Consider the following 12,703-nt stretch of genomic DNA (forward strand, 5'->3'; position numbering starts at 1 on the left):
CACCTGTCGCTCCCGCGCAGTCGGAAGTCCGTACACGCCGACGACACACCTCCTAGTCGACCGGCAGCGTGTACGGATTCCCGCCCGCTCGTGCGACGACGAAGGGGGCGGCGACGTCCTTACCCTCCGCATTCCAATCGCATCCCCCGCGCGCTCGCCGCCGTCATGCCCCCGCGATGCGCCGCGCACGGCCGCCCGTCCCCGCCAATCGCCACGCTGAACGGCAACCCCGCCGTCTTCGCCAGCAACTCGCCGCGCACCTCCGCCATCCGCGCCGCATCCGGACGCCAGACCTGTTCGACGGGCACGGCGCGCAGCATCGCATCGGTTGCGCGTCCGCGATCGACCGGCACCACCAGCACCCGGTACGGCCCCGCCCCGCCCGTGATCGCCGGCAACTGCCGCAACTCGCCATGGCACGGCGCACACCAGGACGCGACGAACAGCAGGATCGACCGCGTCGGATAGCGCGCCGGATCGGCCGGCGTGGCTCCGGTCAGCAGCAGAGCGCCCGCGATTAAGGTCCAAATTCGCCGCATTCGCCCGCCCTGCCCATCGACGCTGTCACCTTGGCGTGCTTTGTTACTGGACAACAGAGGGGATGACGAATGATCGACGCGATTCTGCACGGACTGCTCGCGGTGGCGCAGGCGGCGACGCCCGCCCCGGCGGCGGCGACGCTGCAAGCCCAGTTCGATGCCGCCAACATCGCCTATGAAACCCGCAAATGTGCCGACGCGATCAGGCTGTACGACGCGCTGGAAGCGCGCACCGTAGGCACGAAGAACGCACTGCTGCTCGGCGCGGTGAAGGTGCGCAAGGGCATCTGCGTCGCGCGCAGCGGCGACCATGTCGCGGGCGCTGCGCTGATCCGGCAGGGCATGCCCGCGCTGGCCAGACAGGCGACCGAATTCGGCGCCGACCTTCGCGACGCGCATATGGTGCTCGGCACCGCCGCGTTCGATGCGTTCGACTATGATGCGGCGGCTTCGTCCTATCGCGACGCGCTGGCGCTGGCCAAGGGGCCAGATCGCATCGCCCCGCTGCTCGCCCTGTCGCGCACGCTCGCCTTCGACGGCGATGGCAAGGCGCTGGCCTATGCGCAGGAAGCCCGCGATCTCGCCGCCCGCGAACCGGCGATCGGCAAGGACGTGCTGGCGCTAATCCAGACCCGCCATGCCCGCGTCCTGCTCAACAACGGCAAGAAGGAGGAGGCGTATAGCGTCCTCAAGGATTCGCTGCGCAAGCAGGGTGGCCTCGACCAGCGCGTCAGCAGTTCCGAAGTCGCCACCCGCGCCGACCTTGCGCTGGCGGCGCTGCTCAACGGCGACCGGCAACAGGCGCAGACCTATATGGCCTATACCGGCGCGGGCCGGATGAAGGACGATGCCTTCGCCGCAGCGATCAACATGAAATCGGCGGCCTGCGGCTCGGCGACCGGCCTGAAACCCGACGATTTCGCGGTCGTCGAATTCTCGGTCGCCGACAACGGCACGGTGAACGCGGTGACCCCGATCTACACCACCGGCGGGCGCGACGTGGTGCTGGCCTTTGCCCGTGCCGTGTCCGACTGGTCGTGGTCGCCGACCGAGTCGGTCAAGATTCCTGCTTTCTTCCGTAACGCCACCCGGATCGAGCTGAAATGCTCGACCGCCGCCGACCGCCCGTCGCTCGTACAACCGCTCAGCGACGCGTTCGACGCGTGGGTCCGTGGCAAGGGCCATCAGCAGGACTGGTCGGACCTGACCCCGGCCCGCGCCTATCCGCTGGTCCGGGCCGAAGCGACCCGCGCGCGTGCCGCCGGGGACCAGGGCGCGCTGCTCGCCGCCGACGCGTGGATCGCCTATTCCTCGCTCCCGACCGAGGCTGAACGCATCGCCGCCGCCGCCGAAGCGGTCGCGCTCGCCCGGACGATGCAGGCCCCGGCCCCCGTCATTACCTATCTCGCGCTGGCCGAGATCGATGCCGATCGCAGCCATTACGATCAGGACGTCCGCAAACGGACCGCGCTGCTGGCCCGGCCGGAGATCAACGCCGACCCGCTGTCCGCCGCGACGGTCCGCATGATGCTGGCCAACCGTTCCTACCCGGCCGCGCCCAAGGCAGAGGCGGAGCAGCTGATCGCCGCCGTCGTCGCCGCGCCGCTGCCCGAAAACCATCCGCTGAAGGTCGCGGCGCTCCTCCGACAGGCGGACCTGCTGGCGCAGCGCGGCGAGGTCGCACAGGCGCGTGCCGCCTTCGACCGCACCGGCCTGACCAGCGACCAGTGCGCGCTGATCGCGCCCAGCCCGGTCGTACAACGCAGCGGTGCGACGAGCAGCCTCTACCCGACCGAGGCGGTGCAGATGGGGTTTCAGGGCTGGGCACAGGTCGAATTCGACATCGCCGCCGACGGTCGCACGGTGACTCAGCGGACCATTGCCGCCTATCCGCCCTTCGTCTTCGGCGAAGCGGCGCAGAAGATGGTCGGCGCCACCCGCTATCGCAGCAGTTTCCGCCCCGAAGGGAACACCGCCTGCTCGGCTAATATCCAGCGGTTCCGCTTCCAGTTGTGACCGGCAGCGTAACGGTGGCGACCAGCCCGCCCCCGTCCGCCTCGCCCAGTTCCAGCCGCCCGCCATAGAGCGCCACCAGATCGCGGACGATGGTGAGGCCGAAGCCATGCCCGTCGCCGCGTTCATCAAGCCGCACGCCGGGATCGGTCGCCCGTGCCCGATCCGCGGCGGGAATGCCGGGGCCGTCGTCGCTGACGCGCAGCAGCGCGAACCCGCCCTCGCGCACCGCAATGACGTCGACCGCCGAGCGGGCATGGCGCGCGGCATTGTCGATCAGATTGCCGGCCAGTTCGTCCAGATCGGCCGCATCGACCGCCACCGACAGCTCGGGCACCGCCGCCCGCACGATCAGCCCCCGGTCGCGGTGCAGCGCCGCCACCACCGCCACCAGTCCCTCGACCGCGGGTTTCAGCGCCGTCGCCGCGCGCCGGTCGATCATGCCGCCGCGTGCGCGGGTCAGATGATGCCGGATCGTCGCATCGATCCGCGCGACTTGCATAGCGCGCGGATCGTCGCCCAGCTCGATCGCCAGCGTCGCCACCGGCGTCTTCAGCGCATGAGCAAGGTTCGCCGCCGATCCGCGCGCCGTCGCCAGTGCCGTCGCATTGTCGCGCACCAATGCGTTCAGCTCGACCGCTAGTGGCCGCAGTTCGTCGGGCTGATCCTCGGGTAAATCCGCCGCCGCGCCCGCCCGCACCGCCGCCACCCGATCACGCAGGACCCTGAGCGGCCGCAACCCCAGCCGCAACTGCACCAATGTCGCGACCGCCAGCACCAACGCCACGATCGCCAGCGTCAGCAGCAGCGGCAGCATCGCCCCGCGCAACGGCTGCTCGATCTCGCGCCGCGGCACCGCCACCGCCACGCGCCCGTTGCCCTCGGGCAGGTCGAGCACCAGCCCATGCACCCGCGTCGCATCGGGCAGCGTCAGGTCGAACGGCGCACCGACCCCCGGCCCCCGCCCCGCCGGCGGTCCGCGTTCCGGTCCCACTGGCGGCCCCGGCGCGCGCAGCATCGCAAGCGGCGGCATGCCTGCACCGACCGTCCCGCCCGGCGTATCGATCCGCCACACCGCGTCCGTTCCGATCGCCGTCGCCAGTTCCGATCGGTCGAGCAACTCGCGGTCGATCGTCCCGTCGGGCCGCACCACCGCGCGCAGCAACCGCAGCCGGTCGCCCAGCCGCGCATCGATGTTGCGCGTCACGAAATGGTCGAGCACGCCCCCGATGGCGACCCCCGCGACCGGCAGCGCCACCAGCGTCGTCGCCACCGACAGCGCCAGCATCCGGGCGTGAATCGACCGGGGGAGCCTCACTGCCCGCCCGCCGTCAACCGGTATCCGCGCCCACGTACCGTCTCGATCAGCGACGCGCCGATCTTCTTGCGCAGCCGGCCAATAATGACCTCCAGGCTGTTGGAATCGACGTCGGCGTCGCCCTCATAGACCCGCTCCATCAGGTCGAGTCGCTCGATCACCGCCTCCTTCGCCAGCATCAGCGCCGCCAGCACCCGATATTCGAGCGCGGTCAGCTTGATTGGCAGTCCGTCCAGTTCGAACACCCCGGTTTGCGTTTCATAGGCCAGCGGCCCGCAAGTCAGCCGCGTCGCGCCATGCCCCGCCGCGCGGCGGACCAGCGCGCGCAGTCGCATCATCAATTCCTCGACGCGAAACGGCTTGGTCAGGAAATCATCTGCCCCTGCCTTGAACCCCGCGACCTTGTCCGACCATCCGTCGCGCGCGGTCAGGATCAGCACCGGCAGGTCGCGCCCGCCCTCGCGCCACCCCTTCAGCACCGCCGTCCCCTCGCGATCGGGCAGCCCGAGGTCGAGCACCGCCACGTCATAGCGTTCGGTATCGCCCAGATGCTGCGCGTCGATCCCGCTCGGCACCAGATCGACCGCGCAATGTTCCGCGCGGAGCGCCCGTGCGATGGCGGGGCCCAGATCGGGATCATCCTCGACAAGCAGGATACGCATGGCACCTTCCGCTATCGCTGCCGCTTAAACCGAAACTGAACCGCGGGGTTCAGCGTGGCGAGGGGACGAATCGCTAGAACGGCTCCATCGAACAACGAAGGAGTATGACACATGGCGAAATTCTCTCTGGGCGGTCCGGGCAAGCTCGGCCTCGGCGTCGCGATCGGCCTCGCCCTTGGCGCGGCGGGCGGGGCTAGTGCGGTGTCGATGACCCGCCCGTCGGTCGAAATGGCTCCGACCGTCGCCACCCCGGTCGCAAAGCTGGCGAACGACAACGGCGTCGTCACGGTCAAGGGCCGCGTCGCCGAAGTCTTTGGCGACCGCTTCGTGGTACAGGACGCGACCGGCCGGGCGATGGTCGACGCCGGGCGTGACGCATCGGTCAGCAAGGGCGCACCGGTGCAGGTGCAGGGCCGCTATGACAATGGCCAGCTCAAGGCGAGCTATCTGGTCGACGCCAATGGCAAGGTGACCCCGGTCGGTCCGCCCCCGCCCCGCCCCGGCCACGGTCCCAAGCCCGGCCCCGACGGCGCACGCGGTCCCGGCGGCCCGGGTTGCGCTCCCGGTGCGGTCCCGCCCCCGCCGCCGCCCGCCAGCGGCGAGGTCCCCCCGCCCCCGCCGGCCGGCGCGGCCCCCCTCGCCAAGGTACCGACCACGGCGCCGATGACGTCGACGCGCTAAGATCCGGTCCACTTGCGTAGAGGCTGGACCGCCTCGATCCGGTTGTGCCGGAACCCTTCCGTACCCCCGCGCAGGCGGGGGTACGGTACAGCGGACGTTCGCACAGGGCTCGCACTTGCGAGGATCGACCCGCCATTGGCGCCCTTACCCCCCGAACGACCGCCCGCCGCCCCAGCCGCCGCTAGACCGCGCACTCACCCGGCCGCCGAAGCCACCGCGCGAGACGACCGAACTTCGCGTCTGAATACGCTGCGTCGTCACTGGGGTGGTGATCGCGTCGCGGCCGACCGAATAGCGATAGCCGTTGCCGCGGCCCAGATACGCGCCCGACCCGGTGTACCAGCCGCCGTCGCGGTCGCGCCGGTCGCGGTACAGGCCGCCATAGGTATATCGCGACGAATTGTTGTTCAGCAGCTGCCCGATCAGGAAACCGGTCAGCAGCGGCGTGAAGAAGCTTTGCCCGCCCTCGTTGCGCTGAAAGCACTGCGCCGAGCCGAACTGTTCCTCGCACAGCGCCTGGCTGTCGAAACGCGGCGCAGCCTTAGCATCCTCGTTGAATGCCTTTTGCTGGGCGGCGACGCAGGTGTCGCGGTCATATTGGCCGCTGTCGACGCATTGTTGGATCGTCTGGAACGCGGCGACCTCGGTCGGCGGGCCGAAGCGCGCCTGTTCGTTATTGTCGTCGCAGCCGGACAGCATCGCGACTGCCCCGGCGGCAGTCAGGCCGGCAGCGACCGAGCGTTTGCGGCGGGGGGGCTGGGTGGTCATCGGCAGGAGCCTCTCAATAGGTCATCGACGCGGCGTTGAGCAGGCCGAGTCCGATCGAGGTCGCCGCGCTATAGATCGCGCTGGCGATGTTCCCCTCTTCGATACGGACCGCCATGTCGCGCACGATCAGGCGGCGGACGATGAAGGCCGCCACGATCTGGATCACGCCGGCCAGCAGCGCCCAGGCGGTGAATTCGATCACGCTGACGGTTACGCTGAGCGCCGAAGCGAGGGGCAGGGCGAAGCCGATGATCGCGCCGCCCAAGGCAATTCCCGCCGCCGGATTGTTGGCGGCTATCAGCGCGCGTTCGTTGTACGGCGTTGAAATCTGATACAGCCACTTGAAGACGGTCAGGAACAGACAGGCGAGGCCAAAGGCGATGACGAAGTGCAGCGCCCCGTCCAGAAAATATGCGACATCGAACATCCCGGTCCCCCTAAAGCTCAGGCGTTGAATTCGGCGGGCAGCAGCGGCAGCCCGACCATGATTTCGTGCGTCAGATCGCCACCCTCGGGCTGCATGGCGATGGCCAGCAGCAGTTCCTGCCCCTCGGGCGCGATGTCGCGCGCATAGAGCATGCACGCCTGCTTGATCTGACGGACCGGGCGGCCGGTGCGTTCGTAATAGACCGCTTCCCACAGCTCGACCGGCGGCTGGCTGCGATCGTCGTCGGCGTACCAGAAACGCTGGAAGCGGGCGAGGCCGGGTTCGTCCCAGACCGGTTGCGACAGGCGCTGGCGGAACGCGCCGGTATCGGCCCAGTCGGTCGGGTAGGTCGACGACCATGGCCGGAACAGGGTGAAATCGTCGGCATCCGATCCGTCGGCCGACTGACTCACCGCCTGCAACATCAGTTCGTCATCGGTGTAGAAGCGGTGTACATGGCTGCCATCATCCAGCCGGATGACGCCCTGCGCAGTGATCTCCAACGTATCACGGTCGAGGGTGAAGGCCGCGCCGGTCAGCCGCCGCCATGCCAGCGCGTCGAGCCGGACCTGTCGCCCGATGGTGATGTTGCGGACCACGGCGATCGCCGCGGGTTCGTCCTTGGGAGCGCCGCCGAACAGGCTGCCGAAAATCATGCCGCGATCCTTGTCCGGGCGATATAGAACAGCCGGTCGCCGACCGCGATCCGACCGTCGGGGTCGAATACCGGCGAATGCTGTCCGGCGCCACAGCTGGCGACCAATATTCCGCCCCGCGCCCGCAGATCGCGAGCGGCATCGTCGAAGCTGCCGCCGGTGCGCGCGGTGGTGGCATAAAGGGTGCCGCCATCGTCGGTATGGCTGGCGAGCTGCGCGATCAGGCGGCTGGAGCCGGGATCGCTCAGTGCCTTCACCACCAGTTCGACGGTCGGGGTCAGTACCACCTCGACCTGCGGGCAGTGCGCGGCAAGCAGCCCGGCGGTATCGGGATCGCGCAGGAAGCAGACGACATGGCCCGCTTCGTTGATTGCGGTGACGGCCAGCGTCGCCGCCAGCGTATCGGGATCGGACGGGCCGTAGACGATGACCCGCTCGGCGGTTGCAACGCCTGCCCGGCGCAGATCGGCCGGTGCGGTCAGCGAGGCGACGCGAACGAAGCGATGCGTGGCGGCATCGCCGGTCAGTTCCTGCGTCGCCACCAGCACCAGTTCGTGCCCCTGCCCGTCGGCGACGATCTCCGCGATCATGCGCGGCGTACGATCGGGGTCGTAGCCGACCAGGACGATATGGCCGCGCATCGCGCTATAGTCCCCCAAACCCATGCGTCGCCGCCGCCAGCGCGCCGACACCCCGGCGAATGCGCGCGCGATCGACACGGTGAACAGCGCGATCGCGCCGGGCATGACGAACAAGGCGGTGACGATCCGGCCCATGTCCGATTTGGGCGACAGATCGCCATAGCCGACGGTCGAGGCGGTCGTCGCATACCAATAGAGATAGGCCGAGGGACGCAGCAGGTCGCTCTCCCCGGCAAAGGCCAGCAACTCCCATGAGACGGTCATGTGCAGGACCAGCAGCGCGAGCAGCACGCCACGGTGCAGCTCGCTGGCCGCGAGATAAAGCCGCCGCAGATAATTGCCGAGACTGAATGACTTCATCCCCTGCCCATGCCCCCGCATCTTGCTTTTTGGTCGGCCCTTATGCTTGGGGTGTCAAGCGCGGCCAACACACCGGGCCAAGCTTTTCGGAGGGATGGATGGACGAAGCACCCCGTAGCTGGACGATCGCCGGACTGGCGCAGGCGCTCGGCGGTCCCGATTATGCCGACGAACTGAGCGTCGAGCGGATCGAGCAGGACGAACCGGTCCTGAAACTGACCATGCATCATTTCGGCGACCTCGCCATCTTCGCCTCAGTCGCGGGCGAGCAGATCGTCGTGTCGAGCCTGTTGTGGCCGGTCGACGAACAGAGCGAGCCGGACGCGTTCAACCGGTTCCTGCTGAAGACGCAGAAGCTGGTGCCGCTGTCCAATTTCGCCATCGCCGATGTCGGCGGGCGCGAATATTATGAACTGGTGGGTGAGTTGTCGGTCGAATCGTCGCTCAGGACCGTGTTGATCGAACTGCGCGTGCTGGCGCAGAACGCGATCGAGGCGGCGTCCGAACTGCGCACCGAATTCGCCGCGTAACGGAGAAGTATCGATGTCGATGTGGAAGAACCTCGTGGCGCTGGTGCGCGGCACCGCGCACGAAACCGGGCAGTCGATCGTCGATGCGAAGGCGTTGACGATCCTCGACCAGCAGATCCGCGATGCCGGCACGCTGCAGTCGAAGGCGCGCGACGATCTGGCGACGCTGACCGCCAAGCGGCGGATGATGGAAAAGGAACTGGAGGCGCTGACCTCGCAGCGCGAGAAATATGAATCGTCGGCGCGGGCGGCGATGGCGCGCGGCGACATGGACCTCGCGCGCGAAGTCGCACAGCGCCTCGCGACGATCGAGCAGGAACAGTCGTCCAAGACGCCGCAGATCGCCGACATGCGCGCTGCCGAGGACAAGATCCGCGGCATCATCAAGACCGGCGACGGCAAGATCGACGCGCTGCGTCGCGAGGTCGATGTCGTCCGCGCGAACGAAAGCGTGCAGAAGGCGCAGGCCTCGGTCGCCAGCAGCTATGGCGGCGCGGCATCGTCGCTGGGGTCGGCGGCGGACAGCCTCGCGCGGCTCAAGGAACGGCAGGCGATCCGCGAGGAGAAGTTCAAGGCGCAGGCCGAGCTGGAGGATATGCGCACCGGCGCCGATCTCGACGCGAAGCTGCAGGCCGCGGGGCTGCTGCCCGGCACGTCGAGCGCCGACGACATCCTCGCCCGCCTGTCGCAGCCCAAGGACGCGCCGCGCCTGTCCGACCGGACGCGCGACGGCGGGACGATCGGGCGCGATTGATGGAACGCCGCGCGGTCGCCCCCCGTCCCGACTGGCGGGCGACCGCCGAGCGGATGGGATTCACCTTCCACCATCAGGACGGCCAGAAATATTGGGAGGAGGAGGCGTGGTACGCCTTCTCGCTCGACGAGGTGGAGCAAGGGATCGAGGCGCCGAGCGCCGAACTCCATGCGATGTGCCGCGATCTGGTGGACGAGGTAATCGGCAGCGAGGCGCTGATGCACCGCCTCGCCATTCCCGACGATATGCGCGACGTGGTCGCGGCGTCGTGGAAGGCGCATGCACCGTCGCTGTACGGGCGGTTCGATTTCGCGTTCGACGGGAGCGGTCCGGCCAAGCTGCTCGAATATAACGCCGATACCCCGACCAGCATCTTCGAGACCGCGCTGTTCCAATGGCAATGGCTGGAAGATCGCATCACCGACGGCACGCTGCCTGCGGAGGCGGACCAATATAACCGGCTGCACGATGCGCTGGTCGAACGCTTCGGCGCACTGTTTACCAAGGGCAGCACGGTGCATTTCGCCTCGGTCGACGACCATGTCGAGGATCGCCAGACGGTCCGCTATCTGGAGGATGTCGCCCGCCAGGCGGGGCTGGACCCGGCGTTCGTCGCGATCGACCGGATCGGGGTCGATGGCGACGGCGCGTTCGTCGATGGCGACGACGTGCTGATCGCGGCGCTGTTCAAGCTGTATCCGTGGGAGGATATGCTGCGCGAACCATACGCCAAGCAGTTGGCGGCGACGAAGACGCTGTTCCTTGAACCGGCGTGGAAGGCGCTGTTGTCGAACAAGGGCATCCTGCCGCTGTTGTGGCAGCGGCACTCCGGGCATCCGAACCTGCTGCCGGCGGCCTTCGCCGACGATGGCGCGGCGCTGGCCGAGATCGGCGCGGCCTATGTTCGCAAGCCGATCTTTTCGCGCGAGGGCTGGGACATCGAACTGGTCGACGGCGGCGCCACCGCACGCGGACCGGACGGCGGCTATGGCGAGGAGGGGCATGTCGTCCAGGCATTGGCGCGGCTGCCGGTGTATGACGGCAATCATGCCGTGGTTGGATCGTGGATCGTCGGTGACGAGGCGGTCGCGCTGTCGGTGCGCGAGGATGACGGGCCGATCACCCGCGATCTCGCGCGGTTCGTGCCGCACGCGATTGTTTGAGGGTTAGCGGCAAACGCTCCGTCATTCCGGCGTAGGCCCGAATCCATTGGGTCGGGTGGTTTCGATGGAAACGCGGCCGGGCCGTTTCCGTGGATCCCGGCCTTCGCCGGAATGACGGTTAGGGAATTAGATTTCGCAACGCCGCCTCCAGTACCGCCGGTTCCCCCTCGATCCGCAGCCTTTTGATCCGCCCCGTCTGCCCCGAAACCAGCGTCACCGCGCTGCGTCCGGCCCGCAAACGCTTCGCCACGAACCGCACGACTTCGTCATTGGCCGCACCATCGACCGGCGGTGCGGCCACCCGTAACCCCAGCGCGGTCGCCTCCCCCTCCAGCGCGACCACGCCGGTAACCGCCGTCTTCGACGCTTTCGGCGTCGCGCGGATCGTCAGGGTAACGCCGGTCGCGTCGAGGGTGAAGGGGTCGCGCATCGCCAATCCAATGCCGTGCTGCCGATCCGTGAGGCAAGCGGCTTGGCACAAAGTCGCACGCGGCGCATTCATCGGCCATGGTATCTGCTCCCGTAACGACCACGACGGCGACGCATAGCTCGCCGCTGTCGATCCCGATCTTTCGCGCCATCTGGATCGCGTCGATGGCGTCCAATTTCGGCGGGCTGATCCAGTCGGTCGGCGCGTCGTGGATGATGACGTCGCTTGCGGCGTCGCCGCAGATGATCGCGCTGGTACAGGCGTCGACGACGCTGCCGATCATGTTGTTGTCATTGTGGGCAGGCGCGGTTGCCGACAATCTCGACCGGCGCCGGGTGATGCTGGCGGCGCAAGGGTTCATGCTGGCCGTGTCGGTCGCACTGGCGGTGTGCGCATGGATGGGGGTGCTCAGCCCGTGGCTGCTGCTGTCATTCACCTTCCTGATCGGATGCGGGACGGCGATGAACGGCCCGGCATGGCAGGCATCGGTGGGCGACATGGTGCCGCGCAGCGTGTTGCCGAGTGCGGTCGCGCTCAATTCGATGGGCTTCAATATCGCGCGCAGCGTCGGTCCGGCGCTGGGCGGAGCGATCGTCGCGGCGGCGGGGGCGGCGGCGGCGTTTCTGACCAACGCGGTCAGCTATATCGGGCTGATCGCGGTGCTGGCGCGGTGGAAGCCTAACTACGCCCCGCGCACCCTGCCGCGTGAGACGCTGGGCCTCGCGATGGCCGCCGGCGTGCGCTATGTCCGCATGTCGCCGAGCCTGCGGACGGTGCTGATCCGCGCGGCGCTGTTCGGGCTGGCGGCGAGTGCGGTGCCGGCGATGATGCCGCTGGTCGCGCGCGATCTGGTGACCGGCGGGCCGCTGACCTATGGCGCACTGCTTGGCGCGTTCGGCGCCGGCGCGGTGATCGGCGCGCTGTCGAGCGTGCGGTTGCGCCGACTGTGGAGCCCCGAACGGCTGGTGCGGGTGGCGGCGACGGCGCTGGCGGCGGGAGCGGCGATCGCGGCGGTCAGCCCGGTCCTGCCGCTGACGCTGGCGGCGCTGGTGCTGGCGGGCGCAGGCTGGGTATCGGCGCTCAGCACGTTCAACGTATCGGTGCAGATGGCCGCGCCGCGCTGGGTCGTGGCGCGGGCTGTGGCGCTGTACCAGATGGCGGCGTTCGGCGGCATGGCGGCGGGAAGCTGGCTGTTCGGATCGATCGCCGAAAGCCATGGCGTCGCCGATGCGCTGCTGGAGGCGGCGGGGGTGCAGATGTTGAGCGTCTTGGCCGGGCTGCGCCTGCCCTTGCGCGATATCGAGACCGCGAACCTCGCCCCGCGCGGCTGGGAGACGCCCGATACCGAAGTCCCGGTCGAGCCGCGATCGGGACCGGTGGTGGTGACGATCGATTACCGCATCGCCCCGCAGGACGTCGTCACGTTCCTGAACGTCATGAACGAACGTCGCCGCATCCGGCGGCGCGACGGGGCGCATCACTGGGCGCTGCTGCGCGACCTGAACGATCCCGAATTGTGGATCGAACGCTATCACGTATCGACGTGGCTCGAATATATCCGCCACAATCAGCGCCGAACCGAGGCCGATCGCGCCAATAGCGAAGCGTTGCTGGCGCTGCACCGGGGGCAGGAACCGCCGCGCGTCCACCGGATGATCGAACGCCAGACCGCCTCGCTGCCGGTCATGCGTCTGCCCACACCCCGCGAACTGGCCGATCCGCTGACCGATCCGACCCGGTCGAACTGATTTATTGAACACT

At 68.5% G+C, this 12,703-nt stretch carries 14 protein-coding genes; 6 read left to right on the forward strand and 8 right to left on the reverse strand.

Going from position 1 to position 12,703, the window contains the following annotated elements:
• Positions 1–119: 119 nt before the first annotated feature.
• Positions 120–539 (reverse strand): hypothetical protein, encoded by a 420-nt coding sequence (locus AAIO73_RS09820; protein ID WP_345877700.1) that lies wholly within the window; start codon positions 537–539, stop codon positions 120–122.
• A gap of 69 nt (positions 540–608) precedes the next feature.
• On the opposite strand from AAIO73_RS09820, the gene AAIO73_RS09825 reads away from it, so the two are divergent.
• Complete coding sequence (locus AAIO73_RS09825; RefSeq protein ID WP_345877701.1) at positions 609–2,555, forward strand: energy transducer TonB; 1,947 nt, start codon at positions 609–611, stop codon at positions 2,553–2,555.
• Here AAIO73_RS09825 and AAIO73_RS09830 read toward each other — a convergent pair.
• Both AAIO73_RS09830 and AAIO73_RS09835 read right to left on the reverse strand, forming a co-directional pair.
• A complete protein-coding gene (locus AAIO73_RS09830) occupies positions 2,524–3,870 on the reverse strand; it encodes a sensor histidine kinase (protein ID WP_345877702.1) in 1,347 nt (448 codons plus the stop codon). The genes AAIO73_RS09825 and AAIO73_RS09830 overlap by 32 nt on opposite strands.
• Entirely contained in the window at positions 3,867–4,532 is a 666-nt protein-coding gene (locus AAIO73_RS09835; RefSeq protein ID WP_345877704.1) for a response regulator transcription factor, read from the reverse strand. The genes AAIO73_RS09830 and AAIO73_RS09835 overlap by 4 nt, the downstream gene beginning before the upstream one ends.
• Before the next feature lie 111 nt (positions 4,533–4,643).
• Between AAIO73_RS09835 and AAIO73_RS09840 the strand changes: the two genes are divergently transcribed.
• Complete coding sequence (locus tag AAIO73_RS09840; RefSeq protein WP_345877705.1) at positions 4,644–5,213, forward strand: hypothetical protein; 570 nt, start codon at positions 4,644–4,646, stop codon at positions 5,211–5,213.
• 144 nt (positions 5,214–5,357) lie between these two features.
• Here AAIO73_RS09840 and AAIO73_RS09845 read toward each other — a convergent pair whose 3' ends face one another.
• Genes AAIO73_RS09845 through AAIO73_RS09860 form a run of 4 tightly spaced genes read right to left on the reverse strand, consistent with a single transcriptional unit; the run spans position 5,358 to position 8,065 of the window.
• Positions 5,358–5,981: a DUF1190 domain-containing protein gene (locus AAIO73_RS09845; protein ID WP_345877706.1), complete on the reverse strand. Its 624-nt coding sequence runs from the start codon at positions 5,979–5,981 to the stop codon at positions 5,358–5,360.
• A 13-nt stretch (positions 5,982–5,994) separates the two neighbouring features.
• Positions 5,995–6,408 (reverse strand): DUF350 domain-containing protein, encoded by a 414-nt coding sequence (locus tag AAIO73_RS09850; protein WP_345877707.1) that lies wholly within the window; start codon positions 6,406–6,408, stop codon positions 5,995–5,997.
• A 17-nt stretch (positions 6,409–6,425) separates the two neighbouring features.
• On the reverse strand, positions 6,426–7,064 hold the full coding sequence (locus AAIO73_RS09855; RefSeq protein ID WP_345877708.1) for a DUF2491 family protein: 639 nt from the start codon (positions 7,062–7,064) through the stop codon (positions 6,426–6,428).
• Positions 7,061–8,065 (reverse strand): ion channel, encoded by a 1,005-nt coding sequence (locus AAIO73_RS09860; RefSeq protein ID WP_345877710.1) that lies wholly within the window; start codon positions 8,063–8,065, stop codon positions 7,061–7,063. Before AAIO73_RS09860 ends, AAIO73_RS09855 begins: the two co-directional genes overlap by 4 nt.
• A 98-nt stretch (positions 8,066–8,163) precedes the next feature.
• On the opposite strand from AAIO73_RS09860, the gene AAIO73_RS09865 reads away from it, so the two are divergent.
• From AAIO73_RS09865 to AAIO73_RS09875, 3 genes are read left to right on the forward strand one after another with little or no spacing between them, the layout of a single operon-like run.
• The gene (locus AAIO73_RS09865) at positions 8,164–8,595 is read left to right on the forward strand and encodes a YjfI family protein (protein WP_345877712.1); all 432 of its coding nucleotides are present in this window, start codon (positions 8,164–8,166) and stop codon (positions 8,593–8,595) included.
• 13 nt (positions 8,596–8,608) lie between these two features.
• On the forward strand, positions 8,609–9,349 hold the full coding sequence (locus AAIO73_RS09870; protein WP_345877714.1) for a PspA/IM30 family protein: 741 nt from the start codon (positions 8,609–8,611) through the stop codon (positions 9,347–9,349).
• Positions 9,349–10,512 carry a glutathionylspermidine synthase family protein gene (locus AAIO73_RS09875; protein ID WP_345877716.1) on the forward strand — a complete coding sequence of 388 codons (1,164 nt, stop codon included), beginning with the start codon at positions 9,349–9,351 and terminating at the stop codon, positions 10,510–10,512. Before AAIO73_RS09870 ends, AAIO73_RS09875 begins: the two co-directional genes overlap by 1 nt.
• A 118-nt stretch (positions 10,513–10,630) precedes the next feature.
• Here the strand turns inward: AAIO73_RS09875 and AAIO73_RS09880 are convergent, their stop codons facing one another.
• Entirely contained in the window at positions 10,631–10,942 is a 312-nt protein-coding gene (locus AAIO73_RS09880; protein WP_345877717.1) for a DUF167 domain-containing protein, read from the reverse strand.
• A 77-nt stretch (positions 10,943–11,019) separates the two neighbouring features.
• Between AAIO73_RS09880 and AAIO73_RS09885 the strand changes: the two genes are divergently transcribed.
• On the forward strand, positions 11,020–12,690 hold the full coding sequence (locus AAIO73_RS09885) for an MFS transporter (protein ID WP_345877719.1): 1,671 nt from the start codon (positions 11,020–11,022) through the stop codon (positions 12,688–12,690).
• Positions 12,691–12,703 lie beyond the last annotated feature (13 nt).

The organism is Sphingomonas epibiotica, assembly GCF_039615155.1.
Taxonomy (GTDB): domain Bacteria; phylum Pseudomonadota; class Alphaproteobacteria; order Sphingomonadales; family Sphingomonadaceae; genus Sphingomonas.